This window comes from Mycobacterium sp. ITM-2016-00317 (assembly GCF_002968295.1).
Taxonomy (GTDB): domain Bacteria; phylum Actinomycetota; class Actinomycetes; order Mycobacteriales; family Mycobacteriaceae; genus Mycobacterium.
Genome location: NZ_CP134399.1, coordinates 1,709,288 through 1,728,401, shown reverse-complemented (window position 1 = coordinate 1,728,401; position 19,114 = coordinate 1,709,288). Strand labels below are relative to the sequence as shown.

15 protein-coding genes and 2 pseudogenes are annotated in these 19,114 nt (G+C 68.4%); 12 read left to right on the top strand and 5 right to left on the bottom strand.

The genetic code is table 11. From position 1 onward, the window contains the following. Positions 1 to 49: 49 nt before the first annotated feature. A complete protein-coding gene (locus C6A87_RS08230; RefSeq protein ID WP_311116784.1) occupies positions 50 to 1,663 on the bottom strand; it encodes an NAD(P)/FAD-dependent oxidoreductase in 1,614 nt (537 codons plus the stop codon). Positions 1,664 to 1,791: 128 nt separating this feature from the next. Here C6A87_RS08230 and C6A87_RS08225 point away from each other — a divergent pair, with 128 nt between their 5' ends. The 5 genes from C6A87_RS08225 to C6A87_RS08205 all read left to right on the top strand — a co-directional run bounded on the left by C6A87_RS08225 (position 1,792) and on the right by C6A87_RS08205 (position 7,101). Continuing rightward, entirely contained in the window at positions 1,792 to 2,826 is a 1,035-nt protein-coding gene (locus tag C6A87_RS08225) for a ferredoxin--NADP reductase (RefSeq protein ID WP_311116783.1), read from the top strand. A 70-nt stretch (positions 2,827 to 2,896) separates the two neighbouring features. Next, positions 2,897 to 4,087, top strand: a complete 1,191-nt coding sequence (locus C6A87_RS08220) for an acyl-CoA dehydrogenase family protein (RefSeq protein WP_311116782.1) — start codon at positions 2,897 to 2,899, stop codon at positions 4,085 to 4,087. A 13-nt stretch (positions 4,088 to 4,100) separates the two neighbouring features. Then, on the top strand, positions 4,101 to 5,009 hold the full coding sequence (bphC, locus tag C6A87_RS08215) for a biphenyl-2,3-diol 1,2-dioxygenase (RefSeq protein ID WP_311116781.1): 909 nt from the start codon (positions 4,101 to 4,103) through the stop codon (positions 5,007 to 5,009). Between the two features lie 263 nt (positions 5,010 to 5,272). Beyond that, on the top strand, positions 5,273 to 6,151 hold the full coding sequence (locus C6A87_RS08210) for an IclR family transcriptional regulator (RefSeq protein WP_311116780.1): 879 nt from the start codon (positions 5,273 to 5,275) through the stop codon (positions 6,149 to 6,151). Then, entirely contained in the window at positions 6,148 to 7,101 is a 954-nt protein-coding gene (locus C6A87_RS08205) for an alpha/beta hydrolase (RefSeq protein ID WP_311116779.1), read from the top strand. Before C6A87_RS08210 ends, C6A87_RS08205 begins: the two co-directional genes overlap by 4 nt. On the opposite strand, the gene C6A87_RS08200 is transcribed toward C6A87_RS08205, so the two are convergent. Beyond that, positions 7,044 to 8,282 carry an NADH:flavin oxidoreductase gene (locus tag C6A87_RS08200; protein WP_311116778.1) on the bottom strand — a complete coding sequence of 413 codons (1,239 nt, stop codon included), beginning with the start codon at positions 8,280 to 8,282 and terminating at the stop codon, positions 7,044 to 7,046. The genes C6A87_RS08205 and C6A87_RS08200 overlap by 58 nt on opposite strands. A 100-nt stretch (positions 8,283 to 8,382) precedes the next feature. On the opposite strand from C6A87_RS08200, the gene C6A87_RS08195 reads away from it, so the two are divergent. Next, positions 8,383 to 8,724 (top strand): hypothetical protein, encoded by a 342-nt coding sequence (locus C6A87_RS08195; protein ID WP_311116777.1) that lies wholly within the window; start codon positions 8,383 to 8,385, stop codon positions 8,722 to 8,724. Further along, entirely contained in the window at positions 8,717 to 9,346 is a 630-nt protein-coding gene (locus tag C6A87_RS08190; RefSeq protein ID WP_311116776.1) for a Dabb family protein, read from the top strand. Before C6A87_RS08195 ends, C6A87_RS08190 begins: the two co-directional genes overlap by 8 nt. Before the next feature lie 14 nt (positions 9,347 to 9,360). Here the strand turns inward: C6A87_RS08190 and C6A87_RS08185 are convergent. Together C6A87_RS08185 and C6A87_RS08180 are read right to left on the bottom strand one after the other, a co-directional pair. Continuing rightward, positions 9,361 to 10,239, bottom strand: a pseudogene (locus tag C6A87_RS08185) (SDR family NAD(P)-dependent oxidoreductase); the annotation flags it as partial. Next, entirely contained in the window at positions 10,236 to 12,158 is a 1,923-nt protein-coding gene (locus tag C6A87_RS08180; RefSeq protein ID WP_311116775.1) for an NAD(P)/FAD-dependent oxidoreductase, read from the bottom strand. The gene C6A87_RS08180 and the pseudogene C6A87_RS08185, both read right to left, overlap by 4 nt. 118 nt (positions 12,159 to 12,276) lie before the next feature. On the opposite strand from C6A87_RS08180, the gene C6A87_RS08175 reads away from it, so the two are divergent. The 5 genes and pseudogenes from C6A87_RS08175 (at position 12,277) to C6A87_RS08155 (ending at position 17,456) form a co-directional block, all read left to right on the top strand. Continuing rightward, positions 12,277 to 13,839: an acyl-CoA synthetase gene (locus C6A87_RS08175; RefSeq protein ID WP_311117855.1), complete on the top strand. Its 1,563-nt coding sequence runs from the start codon at positions 12,277 to 12,279 to the stop codon at positions 13,837 to 13,839. A gap of 74 nt (positions 13,840 to 13,913) precedes the next feature. Then, on the top strand, positions 13,914 to 14,390 hold the full coding sequence (locus C6A87_RS08170) for a polyketide cyclase (RefSeq protein WP_311116774.1): 477 nt from the start codon (positions 13,914 to 13,916) through the stop codon (positions 14,388 to 14,390). After that, complete coding sequence (locus C6A87_RS08165) at positions 14,383 to 15,261, top strand: SDR family NAD(P)-dependent oxidoreductase (RefSeq protein WP_311116773.1); 879 nt, start codon at positions 14,383 to 14,385, stop codon at positions 15,259 to 15,261. The genes C6A87_RS08170 and C6A87_RS08165 overlap by 8 nt, the downstream gene beginning before the upstream one ends. 11 nt (positions 15,262 to 15,272) lie before the next feature. Beyond that, a pseudogene (locus C6A87_RS08160) lies at positions 15,273 to 16,228 on the top strand (alpha/beta hydrolase). A gap of 151 nt (positions 16,229 to 16,379) precedes the next feature. Continuing rightward, entirely contained in the window at positions 16,380 to 17,456 is a 1,077-nt protein-coding gene (locus C6A87_RS08155) for a hypothetical protein (protein WP_311117854.1), read from the top strand. A gap of 105 nt (positions 17,457 to 17,561) precedes the next feature. On the opposite strand, the gene C6A87_RS08150 is transcribed toward C6A87_RS08155, so the two are convergent. Continuing rightward, positions 17,562 to 19,076, bottom strand: a complete 1,515-nt coding sequence (locus C6A87_RS08150; protein ID WP_311116772.1) for an HNH endonuclease signature motif containing protein — start codon at positions 19,074 to 19,076, stop codon at positions 17,562 to 17,564. Positions 19,077 to 19,114: the final 38 nt, after the last annotated feature.

Below are 19,114 nucleotides of genomic sequence, written 5' to 3'. Positions count from 1 at the left end.
GCGCGCCCCGGGTTCACCCGAGCGGAGACCGCGGGCCGGCGCGGTCGCGCTACGGCGCGTCGATCAGGTGGAAGCCCTTGTACCCGGCGGCGGCAACCTCGGCGCAGATGTCGAGATAGACGCCGAAGCCACCGATGAAGAGCATGAACACTCGCGGCTTACCCGGCACGTTGGCCCCCATGTACCAGGAATTGGCCCGCGGGAAGAGGGTGCCCTCGGCCCGGCGGTTGCATTCGGCGATCCAGTTGTCCACCGCCTCGGTGCCTGCCTCGATCGCGGCGAGGTCGCGCTCGTTCAGGTAGGCGATCGCGTCGGCGATCCAGTTGATGTGCGCCTCGGCGTGCAGCACCATGTTCGCCAGTACCGCCGGTGCGCCGGGACCCGACACCAGGAACAGGTTCGGGAAGCCGTCGACGCCGAGACCGAGGTAGGTGCGCGGACCCCCCGACCAGTCGTCGACCAGTTTCTGTCCGTCACGCCCGACGATGTCGATCTTCGCAAGCGTTCCGGTGAGCGCGTCGAACCCGGTGGCCAGCACGATCGCGTCCAGCGCGAAATGCTCCCCGGTGGTGTTGACACCGGTGGCGTCGATCGAGGTGATCGGGGTGTCCCGGACGCTGACCAGCCTCACGTCGGGCCGGTTGAACGTCTGGAAGTAGTTGGTGTCGGTGCAGATCCGCTTGGTGCCGATCGGATGATCCGTGGGGATCAGCAGGTCCGCCACCGCCGGGTCGTCGATGACCGCTCTGACCTTCTCCTCGTAGAATTTCCGGGCCTCCTCGTTGGCCTCGGGGTTGATCATCTGGTCGGAGAAGGTCTTCGAGAACAGCACACCGCCCAGCTGCCAACGCTTCTCGAACGCCTCACGGCGCTCTTCCGGGGTGGCTTCCATCGTCAGCTTCGGGTGCGCCACATGCGGCGAGCCGCCCCCGCTGCGCCAGGACATCCTCCGCCGCTCGGCATAGGTGGCCTTCGCCTGGGCGACGTCGTCGGCCGACAGATCCCGATTACCCGCGGGCACACTGTAATTCGGTGTCCGCTGGAACACCACGAGGCTGTCGGCCTGTTCGGCGATGATCGGGATGGACTGGATTCCCGACGAGCCGGTGCCGATGACACCGACTCGTCTACCGGTGAAGTCGACGTCGTCGTGCGGCCAGTCGGCGGTGTGATAGATCTCGCCGCCGAAGGTGTCGAGCCCGGGGATGTCGGGCGTCAACGGCGACGACAGGGGGCCGGTGGCCATCACCACGAACCGCGCGCTGACGCTTTCGCCGCCGTCGGTGCGCACCGTCCACCGCAGCGTCCTCTCGTCCAGCACCGCGGAGATCACCCTGGTCTCGAAGGTGATGCCGGAGCGCAGGTCGAGCCGGTCGGCGACCCAGTTGATGTACCTCAGGATCTCGCCCTGGGTGGCGTATTTCTCCGTCCAGGTCCACTCCTGCTGGAGTTCGTCGGAGAAGGAGTAGCTGTAGTCGAGGCTCTCGACGTCGCACCGCGCTCCCGGGTACCGGTTGAAGTACCACGTGCCGCCGACCTCGGGCGCCGACTCGAACACCCGCACCGACCATCCCTGCGCCCGGAACTTGTGCAGGGCGTACAGGCCGGCGAAGCCCGCGCCGACCACGACGACATCGACAGAACTCTCAGCCGCGCTACTCACGTGTTGAACGCTAGGACCGCGGTACCGCCCCGCCGCGCACGTCTCCCGGTCAACGGTCACCGGGATTTCGTCCCGTCCACCGGTAACGCCGCCACCCCGCCGACAGGTCTGAGCCAGGATGGCCGCTCATGAGCTCCGCGTCCCGTGCCGTCCCGCTGACCGTCACCGCCGTCATCGAGGAATGCCCCGACGCCAGGTCACTGGTGCTCTCGGTGCCCGACGAGCACAGGCCGCGGTTCGGCTACCGCCCCGGCCAGTTCCTGACGCTGCGGATCCCGAGTGAGCGGACCGGTTCGGTGGCGCGCTGCTACTCGCTCGCCAGTTCGCCGCACACCGACGATGCCCCGAAGGTGACCGTCAAACGCACCGACGGCGGTTACGGATCGAACTGGTTGTGCGACAACGTCTCCGTCGGCGATGTCATCGAATCCCTGCCCCCGGCCGGGACTTTCACCCCGAAGGAGCTCGACGGTGACTTCCTGCTGTGGGCCGCAGGCAGCGGCATCACGCCGGTCATGTCGATCCTGAAGTCGGTCCTCACGGTAGGCACCGGCCGGGTGGTGCTGTGCTACGCCAACCGGGAGGAGAACTCGGTGATCTTCGCCGCAGAGCTGCGTGACCTCGCAGCGCGGTACGCACCACGTCTCACGGTGCTGCACTGGCTGGAATCCGTGCAGGGGTTACCGACTCGCACGCAGCTGAGCAGCTTCGCCAGCCTTTTCGCCGGCTACCGGTCCTTCATCTGCGGACCGGCGCCGTTCATGGCGGTGGTCAAGGACACGCTCACCGAAGCCGGCGTCCCCCGCGACCACATCCATCTGGAGGTCTTCCAGTCCCTGGAAGGCGATCCGTTCACCGACGTTCCGGTCGCCACCGTCGCAGACGACGGCCGCGCGGCCGATGCCGAGGTCTCCATCGACGGGCAGGTCCACCGACTGCGCTGGCCGACGGGAAGCAACCTGGTGGACACGATGCTGTCAGCGGGCATCGAGGTGCCGTACTCGTGTCGCGAGGGCAACTGCGGATCGTGCGCGGCCACCCTCGTCGACGGCGAGGTGGACCTCGGCGAAGCCTCGATCCTGGAAGCCGACGACATCGCCGACGGTCTGTTCCTGGCATGCCAGGCCCGCCCGCTGTCGGACACGGTGCAGGTCGAGTTCTGACCCGGCGAATCACGTCCGCTGACCGGGAAACCGCCCCCGGGCGGGGGCCTGACGCGGCACCATCGAAACCATGACGCAACGGGTGATCGACCGCATCGCGGATCTGGCCGACCAGCTCCGCGAGCAGGCCGTGGAGGCCGAGAAGATCGGCAAGCTCACCGACGCCACGGTGAAGACGATGAAGCAGGCCGGGTCGATCCGGCTGCTGCAGCCCACGCAGCACGGCGGTCTGGAAGTCCACCCGCGCGAATTCGCCGAGACGGTGATGGCCACTGCGGCGCTGGACCCGTCCGCCGGTTGGATCAACGGCGTGGTCGGCGTCCACCCGTATCAGCTGGCCTACGCCGATCCCCATGTCGGACAGGAAATCTGGTGCGACTCAGAAGGCGGAGTCGACACCTGGGTGGCCTCCCCCTACGCTCCTCAAGGTGTCGCCGTCCCCACCGACGGTGGCTACATCTTCACCGGCCGTTGGCAGTTCAGCTCCGGAACCGACCACTGCGACTGGATCATCCTGGGCGCCATGGTCGGCGATAGCGACGGCAGGCCACTGATGCCGCCGCAGATGCTGCACATGATCCTGCCGCGCACGGACTACCAGATCGTCGAGGACTCCTGGGATGTGGTCGGCCTGCGCGGAACCGGGTCCAAGGATGTCATCGTCGACGGCGCCTTCGTGCCCTCCTACCGCACGATGGACGGCATGAAGGTGATGGACGGCACCGCCCAGCGGGAAGCCGGGATGACCGAGCCGCTGTACCTGATGCCGTGGTCGACGATGTTCCCGCTGGGCATCTCCTCGGCCACCATCGGCATCGCCGAGGGGGCGCTGGCGGCCGCTCTGGACTATCAGCGCCAGCGCGTGAACTCCAGTGGGGTGGCGATCAAGGACGACCCGTACGTCATGTACGCGATCGGCGAGGCGGCCGCGGACATCAACGCCGCCCGCCAGGAGCTGCTGGCCAACGCCTGCCGCATCTACGACATGGTGGCCGCCGGCACTGAGGTGTCGTTCGAGGACCGGGCGGCCGGTCGGCGCACCCAGGTGCGTGCGGTGTGGCGCGCGGTGTCCGCCGTGGACGAGATCTTCGCCCGCTGCGGTGGCAACGCCGCCCGCATGGACAAACCACTGCAACGCTATTGGCGTGACGTCCATGTCGCTCAGGCACACGCCATCCATGTGCCGGGGACCGTCTACCACGCCTCGGCGCTGAGCTCACTCGGGGTGGACCCGCAGGGTCCGCTGCGGGCGATGATCTGAGGACGGTCAGACGATGAGTGCGATCAAGAGTCTCGGCTATGTCACCGTGCAGGCCAACGATATGGCACGGTGGCGCCAGTTCGCGTTCGACGTACTGGGTTTCGCCCAGGGCAGCGGACCCGATCCCGACGCGCTGTACCTGCGGATGGATGAACGGGCCGCCCGCGTCATCGTGACCCCCGGCGACACGGACAAGATCGTGACCGTCGGATGGGAGGTGCGAGACCACACCGCTCTCCAGGAGGTCAAGCGTGCTCTCGCAGGTGCCGGCACCCCGTTCGAGGAGCTGTCGCCGGCCGAGGCCGACCTCCGCAGGGCCGAAGAGGTCATCGCGTTCCGGGACCCGGCCGGCACTTCACTGGAGGTCTTCCACGGGGCCGTGCTCGACCACAGCCCCGTCGTCACGCCGTTCGGGGCGAAGTTCGTCACCGGCGAGCAGGGCCTCGGCCACGTCGTGCTGCCCGCGATGGACGTCCACGGGGTCTTCGAGTTCTACACCGACGTACTGGGATTCAAGTCGCGGGGCGCGTTCCGGGTTCCGGCGCCACCCGAGTTCGGTCCGATTCGTGTGCGGTTCCTCGGCGTCAACCAACGCCATCACAGCCTGGCGTTGTGCCCGTCCGCCACGCTGCGCGATCCCGGGCTGATCCACCTCATGGTGGAGGTCGACACGCTCGACGCCGTCGGGCAGGCACTCGACCGGGTCGCCGAGGACGGCTTCCAGCTGTCGTCGACCTTGGGCCGGCACACCAACGACAAGATGGTGTCGTTCTACGTGCGAGCCCCGGGCGACTGGGACATCGAGTTCGGGACCGACGGGATGCTGGTCGACGAAACCTGGTACACGGCGGAAGAGATCACCGCCGACAGCTATTGGGGCCATCAGTGGGTCGACGACCTGCCCGCCGCGATGCGCCCGTGACCGCCGACGTTCCACCCCTCCCCGCCCCATAGCGCTACCAGCGGACACACCACGGAGCTGACGCCCGTGGTCGCTGCGTGGTACCGCAGCGAGCGGCCCGTGCCCCGAAACCGCCCGCGCGGCAGCCGCAACGGCGACCGCGCGGGCCGCTTGTGGTGCCCGCAACGTTTGCCTGATTCATGTGACAGCGGGCACAACGATGTGGTACCTCTATATGACCAATAGGCATATGCCTATTAGAAATATGACCTCGGAGGTTCCCGATGACCGTGACCGTCGACCACCCCGTGTCCGCCGCCGTCAAGGCCGCCCCCGAAACCCCCAGCGCCGTGATCGACAGGGTGTCGCTGGTGCTCGACGCGTTCGACGGACCCGGCCGGCTCACGCTCGCGCAGATCGTGCGACGGACCGGTCTGCCCAGGTCCTCGGCGCACCGCATGCTGGAACGTCTGGTCCAGCTGCGCTGGCTGCGGCGCAACGGCCGCGACTACGAGCTGGGCATGCGGCTGGTCGAGCTAGGTTCGCTCGCTGTCCACCAGGACCGCCTGCACAAGGCCGCGATCCCGATGCTGCACGAACTCCACGCCGCGACCGGACTGGTCGTGCACCTTGCGGTGCTCGACGGAGCCGACGTCGTGTACATGGAGAAGGTCGGCAACCGGATGACCGCGGCCCTTCCCACCCGCGTGGGTGGCCGCCGGCCCGCCCACTGCGCCGCGGTCGGCAAGGCGATACTCGCCTACACCGCCGAGGAGGACTTCGAGGTGCACGAAGCGGACCTTCTCCCGCGACTGACCAAGTACTCCATCTCCACGCACGCCCAGTTACGCACCGAACTGGCGAAGGTGCGCTCGCACGGCATCGCGTTCGACCGCGAGGAGTCCGTACCCGGCTTCGGCTGCGTGGCCGCACCGATCGGCGATCCAGGCCAGGCGGCCGCGGCGGTGTCGGTGTGCGGCCCGATGAGCCACATGAAGTTCGACCAGCGCCTGGTGGCTCCCGTCCGGATGGCGGCGATGCGCATCTGGCGGGCGGTCGAAGGCGGCCCCACCCGAGTGGCTCCGACCCTGCAACAGGCGCGCCCGCTGCGCGGCGGCCCCGTCGCGCGTCCCGGCCAGCCCACCATGCAGCACCACGCATGAGCCTCGACCCGCAGATCGCCGCGATCATCGAGGCCCTGGACTCCGGGTTTCCCCCCGTCCACACGATGACCGGCGAGCAGGCTCGCGCCGTCATCCGCTCCCGTTTCGTCGCGCCCGCCGAGCCCGAGCCCGTGGCCTCCGTCGAGGACCGCACGATACCGGGCCCGGCCGGGCCGGTGCCCGTGCGCGTCTACCGACCGCACGCCGGAGCCGACGGACCCCTTCCCACAATGGTTTTCGCACACGGTGGCGGGTGGGTGTTCTGCGATCTGGACAGCCATGACGGGTTGTGCCGGGCCTTCGCCAACGGGATGTCGGCAGTGGTGGTGTCGGTGCACTACCGTCGCGCCTCGGAAGAGGGCCGGTGGCCGGCGGCCGCCGAGGACGTCTACGCCGTCACCGCCTGGGTCGCCGCACACATCGACGAGTTCGGCGGCGACGCGTCGGCGGTGCTGGTCGGCGGCGACAGCGCAGGGGGCAATCTGGCCGCCGTCACCGCGCTGATGGCCAGGGACCGCGGCGGGCCCGCGCTGGCGGGTCAGGTGCTGCTCTACCCTGTCATCGCCGCCGATTTCGACACCGCGTCCTACCGGCAGTTCGGTGCGGGGTTCTACAATCCCCGGCCTGCCCTGCAGTGGTACTGGGACCAGTACGTGCCGTCTGCCGAGGACCGGCGCGATCCGTACGCCTCACCGCTGAGCGCCGCGGATTTGTCCGGCCTGCCGCCTGCTGTCGCGGTGGTCGCCGGACACGACCCGCTGCGCGACGAAGGCCTGGCCTATGTCGAAGCGCTGGAGGCGGCGGGCGTCCGGACCGTGTGCCGGTATTTCGAAGGCGGCGTCCACGGATTCATGACGATGCCGTCTTTCGACATCTGCCGGCGCGCCCGCACTCAGGTCTGCGCGGACGTCGCCGATCTGGTGGCCGGCATCGGCGCCACCTCGCCGTAGCGCTGCTCCGGATCCAGCACGCAGTGCGTGCGGCCGAACACGGTGACCATGCACCTGTTGTTGTGATTGCACCGACTGCGCACCCCGGGGTCGGCGATCATGCTGTTCACCAGATGCGGTTCGCGCAGCAGCGCCCGGCCCATGGCGACGAATCCGAACCCTTCGCGCATGCCGGTCTCGACGTGTTCGCGGTTGGTGATGCCGCCGAGGAGTATCAGCTCGGTGTTCTTCATGACGGGTACGAATTGCCTTGCCGCCGACAGCATGTAGAGATCCTCGTACGGATAGCTGCCCATCACGGACTTGCCCATCAGCCGCACTCCGGGGCGCAGCAGCGGGGGCATCACCGCGGCGAACTCCCGGACCGGCACGTCACCGCGGAACAGGTACATGGGCCGGTACACCGACGATCCCTGGGTCAGCTCCAGCGCGTCGAGCGCGCCGTCGGCGTCGAGCAGCTGCGCGGTGCGCAGGGCCTCGTCGATCCAGATGCTGCCGGGCAGGCCGTCGTCCATGTCGAGTTTGGCGATCACCGCGATGCGGTCACCGACGACGTCGCGGACCCGGCGCGCGATCTCGCGCACCAGCCGCGAGCGGTTGTCGATGTCGCCGCCGTACTCGTCCTTACGGCGGTTGATCAGCGGGCTGAGGAACGAGCTGGGCAGGTAGAGGTGCCCGAAATGCAGTTCGACGGCGTCGAACCCGGCATCGACGGCGATCTGCGCCGCCTGCCCGAACTGGTCGATCACCGAGGCGATCTCGTCGCGGCGGATCTCGCGGCAGTACGCGAACGACGTCGGGTTCACGAACCGGCTCGGCGCCACCGCGGTGACCCCGGTCAGCTTCTTGGGCGCCACCACGCCGGCATGGCCGAGCTGCGCCGAGATCGCCGCACCCGCGTCGTGCACGGCGTCGGTGAGCCTGCGCAGGCCGGGCAGCGCGGCCTGGTTCATCACGATCTGCCCCGGGGCGCTGGCGCCGTGTTCGGAGACGCAGCAGTACGCGACGGTCGTCATCCCGACACCGCCCTCGGCGAACCGGCGGTGGAACGCGATCAGGTCGTCGGTCACCATGCCGTCGGGTGAACGCCCCTCCGAGGTCGCGGCTTTGACGATCCTGTTGCGTAACCGCACCGGTCCGAGGCCGGCAGGCGCGAACGCGTCCGGAATGAGGTCGCTCATCACGCTACCGTCGGGCACATGAGCGGGGCCGTCAACGGCGGTATCCCGATGGCCGGGATCGAACCCGCAGGCCCGCAGCGTGATCCCTAGTCTCGCTCCCATGGCCGAGGTCTTCGTCATCGACCGGGTGGTCACCCGCCCCGGATGCGCCCGCGAGTTCGTCGACACCTACCTGGAAGGCTACGCCCCCGGCGCGCGGCAGCGAGGCATGTCGCTGCGCGACGTGTTGGTCTCACCGCCGATCTGGTTCGACGACGAGCCCAACACCGTCACCATCACCTGGACGCTGCCGAGTGCGCAGGCGTGGTGGGAGATGACCTGGCAGGGCAGGCCGGACCCGTCCCTTGGCGCGTGGTGGGACGCGGTGGCCCACCTGATCGTCGAGCGGGAGCGCAGCGCCGCCGCGGGATACGCCGACGTCGAGCGGCTCTGCGATGTATAGCGTCACCCGCCTCGTCGACGTGGCCGAGGACGAACGGCACCGCGTACAGGGGGAACTGCAGCGGCTGGCCGAACAGTGCTGCGCACCAACGCATCTGGTCGCACCGACCCTGCCCGGCAGCCGCAACGGCGGCGACCTGCTGCTGCACCTGCGTTTCGACAGCGCCGGGGACTGGTCCGCGGTGGCCGATCAGTTCGACGAGATCCTCCGCGATCCGGCCGTCACCCGGGTCAACGGGGCGGGCTACCACGGTCTGGCTCAGACCATCTCCGACCGTGCTCCAGGGACCGTCTATCGGACACTGTTGCTGCGTGTCGCACCCGACGCCGCCGCGGACACACTGTCACGTTTCGAGGCGGATCTGACGTTGTTGCCCGGGTTCGTCTCGACGATCAGCGCGTGGCAACTGAGCAGGCCCGACCACACCGTGGGTGACACGCAGTGGACGCACGTGTTCGAGCAGGAGTTCACCGACGCCGACGGCATCATGGGCGCCTACCTGATGCATCCGATCCACTGGGCGGTCGTCGACCAGTGGTTCGACCCCGAGTGCCCGAACGCGATTGTCCGCGAACGGGTGTGCCACAGCTTCTGCCTCGACAGCACGCGGGTGCTGCGCTGAGGCGATCCGCTACAGGCCGGCAGAATGTTCGGGTTCGCGGTGGCCGGCGGCTCCAGCGGCGGCAGCTCCGTGGCGCCGTCCAGAGTGTGCACCGGCAACCGCTGCGACCACGGGTAGTGCAGGCTGAATGCGACCAGACCGGTGCGCACGGACGCCGGCAGGTGACACATCGCGAGCACCGTCTCGGCCAGATACTCCACGGGCTCGGTGGGAAAGGTGTCCGGGATCAGGCTCGCGGCGCCCGGGGTGCGGACCGCACTGGACGGACCGACCACGTTGACCGCGATGTTCGAGTCCAGCAGTTCGGCCGCCACCCCCTGGGTGAACCGGTGCAAGGCGGCCTTCATCGATGCGTAGATGACGTCGCCGGAGGACTTGTTGTATTCCCGGTAGGGCCGTGCGGGGGCCAGCCCGGTCACCGATCCGATGTTGACGATCCAGCCGGCACCCTGGCGCCGCATGTGCGGAACGGCGCTCTGGGTCAACACGAAAGGCGTGCGCACATAGTGTTCGACGGTGCGTTCGAAGGTGTCCATCGGCATGTCCGCGACGACGGAGTAGTCGGCGTAGCCGGCGTTGTTGACCAGGATGTCGATCCGGCCGGTCTGTGCCACGACCTGCTCGACCAGGCCGGCGCGGGCGTCGGCGTCCTCCAGATCGCAGGCGATCCCGAACGCCTGACCGCCGGCGGCCTCGATCAGGGCGATCGTCTCGCCGATGGTGCCGGGAAGCTCCACCTGTTCCCCCGCCCTGGTGGACGGCGACGGCCGGTAGGACCTCGCGGTGACAGCCACGGTGGCGCCTTCGGCGGCGAGCCGCTGCGCGATGGCCCGGCCGATCCCCCGGCTGCTGCCGGTGACCAGAGCCGTTCTGCCGGTCAACAATTCACTCACCGGAGTTCGAGATCCTCTTCGTTCGGGGTGCGATGGCTCTGCCACACGTCGATCAGCCGGAACGGGAACGCCGTCACGATGCGCCCGCCGCCGGAGCGGTAGTAGGTGTGTGCGGTCGGGGTGTGGCACCACACGGTCTGCGCCATCGTGTCGTCGATGTGACGGACGTAGTCGGTGAACGCCCGCGGGGTGACCTCGAGGGTGGCGGCGTTGCGCTGCGCCATCAGCTGCAGGCACTCCATCACGTAGTGCACCATCACCTCGACGCCGAAGTTGTGACCGGCGCCGTGCCCCGGGCTGTAGTTCGGCGCCGAGGAGATGAACATGTTGGGAAAGCCCGGCACCAGTCCGCCGCGGTAGGCGGCCGGGCTGTCCCCCCACACCTCCTTCAGCTGCAGCCCGTCGCGGCCGCGGATGTCCACGGTGGACAGGAAGTCGAGGTGATAGCCGGTGGCGTAGATGATCACGTCGAGGTCGATCTGTCGGCCGTCCGCGGTGACGATGCCGCGTTCGTTGACGCGGGCCGGTTCGGCGGCTTCGACGTCGACGTGGGCACGGGTCAGGGCCGCGTAGTAGCCGCCGGGGTCGCGGATGATGCGCTTGCCGTACGGCGCGAAGTCGGGGGTCACCTTCTTCGCCAGTTCGGAGTCCTTCCCGAACGTGCGCTCGATGTAGTCCAGGCACAGCCGGAGCAGGACGTCGTTGGCCGGTGAGATCGACAGGTGATCGGCCGCCCATTCCGGATCACGGACGATCACCGGATAGTTGTTGTCCGCCGTGCCCCAGAACGATTTCAGGCGCACCCAGTTGGCGTAGAACGGGACGTGGGCGTTGAGCCAGCGCCGGTGTTCGGGGACGTCGTCGGTCAGACGTTTGCGCGGCGCCACCCAGTGGGGCTGGCGCTGGAAGACCGTGAGGTGCTCGACCTCGTCGACGCACGCGTCGACGATCTGTACGGCGGTGCATCCCGCGCCGATGATCGCCACCTTCTTGCCGGCCAGGGAGAGGTCGGGATCCCACTGGGCCGAATGGACGCTGACACCGCCGAAGGACTCCCGGCCGACGAGGTCGGGCCACCGGGGGCGGTTGAGGTATCCGGCGGCCGGGATCACCACATTGGCATGGCTCACCGCGCGGGCGCCGTCTGCCGCCCTGGTGCGGATCTCCCACATGGCGCGCTGGTCGTCCCACGTCAACGCCTCGACCTCGGTGCCGAACCGGATGTGGTCGCGCAGCGCGTTCTTGTCGGCCACCGACTGCAGGTACCGCTGGTACTCCGCGCCCTGCGGGTAGTAGCTTGTCCAGTCCCCGTTGATGTCGCGCGACAGCGAGTAGTACGCCGACGGGGTGTCCACTCCGATGCCGGGATACACAGTCGTGTACCAGGTACCGCCGACCTCGCCGTTGCGGTCGATGATCTCGAAGTCGATGCCCGCCGCAGCGCATTCCAGCGCCGCCGCCATGCCGGCCATGCCGGCGCCGACGATCACCACCTTGAAACCGTCGGGCAACGTCGCGGTTCGGGGCAGCACCGGCTGCGAGGGGTGGAATCCGCCCTGCTCGAGCAGCAGACCGAGGTAGTCCTCCCCCACCTCGGCGCCGAGCGCCAGTGGCGCGATGCGGCTGAACAGTGCGGGGTCGTCGAAGCGCAGTCCGTCGTCGCGCCGGGGCGCGGCCACTGCTGCGGCCACCTCGTCGACGAGCGCGTCGAGGGTGGCCGGGTCGGTGGCTCCGATGATCTCGGGCGGATCCGGTACGAACGAGATCCGTGCCGCGTACCGCTCGACGACGCCGGGGTCGCCCCGCAGCTGGGCCAGCACCGCGACGAGGATTCCCGCATCGGCGCGGCGCAGGTTGGCGCGCATCTCGTCCGGGTCGAGCGCCCCGTCCGCAGCTGCCACGGTCACACCGGTCGTCATGATCCTCCTCGGGTCCGCGGTCGAGTATGTGACCGCGACGCCGGGCCTGGCACGGCCCCTGTCCACCGAGCGGGACGTGATCGGCCGCTCGTCACGGCGCGGCACGTACTGTCCGGGTATGGACGACCTGCAGGCCGTACTCGCCTCGGCGCGCAGCCACGCCCTCGGCGACATCCCGCGTCGGCCGGCACGCAAGCATCCGGACAAGCTCGCGGTCGTCGACGGTGACGTGGAGTTGACGTTCGCCGAGTTCGAGCATCATGTCGACCGCGCTGCTGCCGCGTTGTCCGACAACGGTTTCGGCCCCGGTGACCGGTTGGCGCTGCTGGCGCACAACTGCTGGCAGTACGCGGTGCTGGCGTTCGCCACCGCGCGGGCCGGGGTGGTCCTCGTCCCGGTCAACTTCATGCTCACCGCCGAAGAGATCGCGTTCATCCTGGGCCACAGCAGGGTGACGGGCTTCATCGTCGAAGCGGACCTGGCGCCAACCGCACAGGAGGCCATGCGGCTCGGCGGCACGGTCCGGACCACGGCGGCGCTCGTGTTGCCGGGCCAGTCCCTGCCTGCGGGCTGGACCGACTTCGCGCAGTGGACACAGACGACGTCGAACGCACCGAAACCCCACATCGACGACGATCAGCTCGTCCGTCTGATGTACACCAGCGGGACCGAGTCGCATCCCAAGGGCGCCATGCACTCCAGCCGCAGCCTGATGGGCAACTACGTCAGCTCGATCATCGCCGGGTCGATGGAAGGCTCCGACGTCGAGATCCACTCGCTGCCGCTCTACCACTGCGCGCAGTTGGACAACTTCCTCATCACCGACGTCTATCTCGGCGCCACCAGCATCATCCTGCCCCGCCCCGACCCCGAGGCAGTTTTGCGAGGCATCGAAAAGCACGGGGTGACGAACTATTTCGCGCCTCCGACGGTGTGGATCTCGCTGTTGCGCTCCCCTGTGTTCGATCAAGTCGACTTGTCGAGTCTGCGCAAGGGCTATTACGGCGCGTCGGCGATGCCCGTCGAGATCCTGGCCGAGATGCGCGAGCGCCTACCCAATCTGCGGTTGTGGAACTTCTACGGCCAGACGGAGATGGGGCCGCTGGCCTCCGCGCTCGGCCCCGACGAACAGGACGCCCACGCCGGTTCGGCGGGCCGCCCGGTGGTCAACGTCCAGACCGCGATCCTCGACGACGACAACACGGCGGTCGACGCCGGCGTGGTGGGCGAGATCGCGCACCGCAGTCCGCATCTGATGCTCGGCTACCTCGACGACGACAGAAGGACCGCCGAGGCCTTCCGCGGTGGTTGGTTCCACTCCGGTGATCTCGGCTACTACGACCAGCACGGCCTGCTCCACGTGGTCGACCGCAAGAAGGACATGATCAAGACCGGCGGCGAGAACGTGGCCAGCCGGGAGGTCGAGGAGGCGATCTACCGCCACCCGGCGGTCGAGGAGGTCGCAGTGTTCGGCATCGCGCACCCGGTGTGGGTGGAAGCGGTCGTCGCCGCGGTCGTGGCCCGCGACGGTGTCGAGGTCACCGAGGACGACGTGGTCGCGCACTGCCGCGCCCACCTGGCGGGCTTCAAGACGCCGAAGCAGGTGTTCTTCGTCGACGCGCTGCCCAAGAACCCGAGCGGCAAACTGCTCAAGCGTGTTCTGCGGGAACGCTTCAGCTAGTCGGGGGCTGAGGTGTTCCCGCTGACCGGGCGACGGTGTGTCGCCACGCACCCGGTGGCGGTTCACTCGTCAGCATGACCAACGAGATCACCCTGCCCGAGATCCAGGAGTTCATCGCCGGTTTCTGGTACCACTACGACCAGGGCGAGTTCGACGTGCTGAGCGCCTGGGTGGCCGACGACATGCAGTACCTGAGCCGCTCCGACTCCGGCAACTGCCCGTTCGAGGAGCTGCTCGCCGCCGAGGTGAGCGGCGGCCCGGAAACGCTGGCCTGGCTGAGCCAGCACCGCGACGAGAACCCCTACCCGCTACGGCATCACGCCACCAACCTCTTCCGCACCGGCACCGACGGCGAGGTCACCAAGGCCCGCTTCTACCTGTACGTCAACCAGGTCACCAACAACGTGCCCTTCGACGTGTCCTCCGGGGTGGTCGACGTCGGTATCCGGCGCGCCGGTGCCGGCCTGGAGCTGACCTCGATGACCGTGATCCTCGACGCCGAGGACTCGATTCCGTTCGCCGAGCACCGGGCGAAGTCGACGCATGCGTAGTGCGCGGGACACTTTCGGCGGCGGCATCGCCGTCATCACCGGAGCCGGTGCCGGTATCGGCGCCGGCCTGGCCCGGCAGGCCCACCGGCTCGGCATGACGGTCGTGCTGACCGACGTCGACGGGCCCGCGATCGCCGCAATGCGCGACGAACTGACCGGCGACGGCGGCACCGCGTACGCCCGGACCTGCGACGTCCGGGACGCGGACGCGATGGCCGCGCTCGCCGAGTACGTCTACCGGGAGATCGGCCCAGTGCGGTTGCTGGTCAACAACGCCGGCGTCGAACAGTTCGGCTACCTGTGGGACACCCCGGTGGACAACTGGCACCGGGTGATGGACGTCAACGTCAGCGGTGTCTTCCACGGCGTCCGCGCGTTCCTGCCCCGGATGATCGCAACCGGCCTTCCCGCCTGGGTGTGGAATCTCTCCTCGATCGGTGGGGTGGCTGCCGTCCCGCTGCAGACGCCGTACATCGTCAGCAAGCACGCGGTGCTCGCCCTCACCGAATGCCTGCGCCTGGACGTCGAACTGGCCGGCCACGACGACGTGATCCAGGTGCAGGCCGTGCTGCCCGGAGCCGTGAAGTCGAACATCTTCGAGACCGCCGGCGGCGTCGATCCCGCTGCCGCAGGCGCCGACGTGGCGGCGGCCGAGTCGCAGCGTGAAGCCATGCTCGAGATCAAAGCCGCCGCAATGGATCCCGTCGAAGCCGCCGAGGTGGTGTTCGAACAGTCCGCCCGGGGTGCGTTCTATCTGCTGACGCAGCCGGAATACGTGTCATCGGCGATGGCCGAACGGGCCGACGTGCTGAGCACGCAGACACCGCCGCAGCTGCGCACGAAACGTCGCTTCGACCCGGCCAGGCACTGAGGCGGGCCACGATGCCTCACCGGCCCGCACTCGACCCCGACGCGGCAGCCCGGGTCGCCGCCTTCGGCCCGCCGGTCCCGATCCGGGAACGGGGGCTGCAGTCGGTACGCGATGCACTCGAATCAGCGCCGCTGCCCGCCGACATGCCGGCGATGGCCGCTGTCGACGACGCCGAGGTCGTGGGTCCCGGCGGACCCATCCCGGTGCGGATCTACCGGCCCTGCGACACCGACAGCCCCGCACCGGTACTCGTCCACCTGCACGGCGGTGGGCTGGTGATGGGTTCCAACCGCTCCTTCGAGCCGATGGCCAGGGCGCTCGCCACGGCCAGCGGTGCCGCCGTGGTGGCCGTGGACTACCGGTTGGCGCCGGAGAATCCACCGCCGGACAGTTCGAGGACGCGTGGGCGGTGACCCGCTGGGTCGCCGACGGCGCGGAACGGCTCGGCTTCGACGGCAACCGGATCGTGGTCTCGGGAGACAGCGCGGGCGGCGGCCTGGCCGCGGCGGTCGCGCTGGCCGCCCGTGAGGACGGCGGTTTCCGGTTGTTCGCCCAGGTGCTGATGTATCCCGGGCTGGACCGCGATATGGCCGCGCCGTCGATCTTGTCGAATATGGACGCGCCCATGCTGGTTCACGACGACATCGTCTATCTGCACGAGCTCGCCGACATCGGCGCAGGCTCTCCGCACGACGCCCGGCGGGTACCGGCCTACGCCACCGACCTCGCCGGGCTGCCACAGGCGATCGTGGTCACCGCCGAGCTCGATCCGATCACCGACTGGGGCGAACGCTATGCCGGACGGTTGCGGGACGCCGGGGTGCAGACCACCGTCACCCGCTATCCCGGTATCTACCACGGATTCCTGATGCGCCCGGAGGCCACCGCCCGGGGACGGTTGGCGATGGCCGAGATCGGCGCGTTGCTGCGCGCCAAGTTCGACCACCCTGTTCTTTTCGACACCTGAGCTTTTCGACGTCTGACGCGTTGCGCCATTTGCCGGGACGACCAACCTCCCGATGGCCGGACATCTCCGGTCCCGACGGCGTTGGCGGAACCCACAATTGACCGCAGCAACGGCGCATCCACGCCGGATCCCGAGAAAAGGAGTGCCCGTGATGCTCACCGACGAACGGCGCATGGAGCTGTCTGACATCCTGCGCCCTGTGGCTCCCCCGCGCGAGGTCGACAACGTCTACACCGACGATCAGCGACAGCGCCTGCTGGATGTGGTGCGCAAAGACGCGCCCTGGAGCTTGATCATCGCCCAGCACTTCTCGTCGCCCGAAGAACTGATGGCGACGATGAGCGGGCAGTTCCCCGAGGGCTTCACCCCCACCCTCGATCTGTTCCTGACACCCACATTTCGGGGGCATCTCGCCAACTACGGCACTCTGCTCTACCCCGAGCTGCACGACTGCTTCTACAACGCGCAGTTCCTGGACGAAGCGAAATCGTATTGGGGAGCGGAGTACGCCAAGCCGCAGATGATGTTGTTCAACATCAACGGCCCGTGCTGCAACCGCGATCCCGGCCATCTGGATTCGCCGAGCTTCCGCGGTGTGCGGTACGAGAACGCCCCGACCTGGCTGGTCAGCGTGATGGGCAAGTCGGGGCTGTTCACCGACTATCTGATCAAGATGGCACAGGTGATCACCTGGTTCTCCCTCGACGAGGGCAGCGGATTCACCTACTGGCCCGACGGCCCGCTGAAGGCCCCCAGGCGGGTTCTGCCCCCTGTCTACAACCGTGGAGTGGTGGTACAGAACGAGATGCTGGTGCACCGCGGCGAGGCCAACGGCCCACTGGATCAACAGGTTCCGCCCGGCCTGTCGTTCGACACGGTGTTCGCCGGCGACCCGGAATCGCGCGACCATTGGGTGCTGCGCAACGGCGACGACGTCATCGCCCGTCACCACACCGACGAGCTCCGGTTCCTGGTGCACTGGTCGGCGGAGGTGTACTCCGACTACGACGAGTTGAAGAAGAACATGGACCACTCCGATGACCTGACGATCGACAAGGCCATCGACATGATGGTCGACGATCTCGCCGGCAAAGGCATCACGATCGACATCCCGAGCGCACCGCTGCATGATCCGGCGTTCATCGGCGCGCTGAACGCCGCCTACGACCTCGGCGGCCCGGCCATCTACCCGGAGGAAGCGCCGCTGAGCGCGTTCGTCATGTCCTGAGCGCCGGTACCTCATAAGGGCAGCGCACCGTTCACCACCGCGACTTGCCTTCTGGAGGACCGTTATCCCGCCCACCCGGGTGATGGTGAGTGAGGGCCACGGCCGTCAGGCCGCCCGGCCTTCCGGTGGTGCGGGTCCGCCGGGTTCACCGGGATCGTCGGCGGGCCGTACGACGTCGGATTCCGCGTCGCCGACGTTACCGCCCGCGGTGGGCTCGGCCGACACGGAAATCTCAGGTTCCGGGTCGTCCGGTGGCCGTAGTAGCCGTTCCGGTCGGTGGTAGTTGTTGGTGCGGGTCTGGCCGGTGTCCAGGTGCGGTGGTGGGATCCATTCGACCTCGCAGCGGTCGTTCATCCGCGTGGTCCAGCCGCCGTTGTCGTCGACGCTGCGGTTGTCGGGTCCGCAGGCCAGCCCGAGTTCGTCGACGTTGGTGTTGCCGCCCTTGGCCCAATCAGCGACCACGTGATGGACTTGGGAACCGTACGCCCCGACGGTGCAGCACGGTTTGGTGCAGCCCCCGTCGCGGGCGATCAGCATGATCCGCTGCGCCGCCGTGGCGGTCCGCCTGGCCCGGAACAGGTCCAGCGCTGAGCCGGTCGCGCGGTCGAACACCGCCAGATAGTGATTGGCGTGCCCGGCCATCCGGATCACCTCGGCGATCGGCATGACGGTGCCGCCGCCGGTGGTGCCGACCCCGGCGCGCGATTCCAGGTCCTGCAGGGTGGTCCGGATGATGACCGACACCGGTAATCCGTTGAGTTGGCCGAGGTCGCCGCTCATCAACGCGATGCGCCCGGCCGCGACCATCGCGTCGTGCTGACGCTGGGCCAGGCTGCGCTGATCGTTGTCGATCTGCGCCTGTGACGGTGTGCCCGACGTGCACGGTTCGGGATCGTCGGGATTACACATGCCCGGCGCGGCGAATTTCGCGAAGATCGCCTCCCACACCGCCCACGCCTCCGGGGTCAACGTCACAGACAGGTCGGTCATCCCGTCGGGGCGTTGCTTGCTCCTGGTCACCGCGCGCTTGCGGGCGCGTTCGGTGTCATCGGGTTCGGGCCCGTCCTGATCGAGCAGGAACAGGGCGCGATCGGCCGAGTCCTTCAGCTCCTTGGGCCCATTGCCCACTGCAGTACGGACCAGGTCGAGCTCGAACTGCTCGCGGGTGGCGGTGTCCACCCAGCCCGGCACCTTGGTCAGCGATCGGCGAATCACATCGACGTGTTCGGCGTTGATCAGCCCGTGTTCCTGGGCGACCGCGGTTGCGGGCAACACCGGCGGCAGGGTCGGCCCGGTCACCGACGGCCGCGGCGCCAACACCGCGGCTTCGGCCAGCCGGCGGTGGGCCTCACCGGTGGAGATCCGCCACCGGACGGTCAACACCTCTTTCCACGATTTCGCACCCATCTGCTGCGGAGTCGCCTCGACCTGCAACCGCGCCAACAACCGGTAACCCACAGCGGGCAGCCGACACGACAGGGTTTCCAGCTCGTCAAGGGCGGCAACAAGATCGGGCCGGGTCAGCAGGTCGACCTCACAGCCGGCGACCTCGTCGAAGGCGGCCCGCAACGCGGTCATCGCGTCCTGTAGGTCCCCGCCCGCCATAACTCGAACATACATTCGACCACCGACAGAAATCAGGACATCGGTGACAGTCC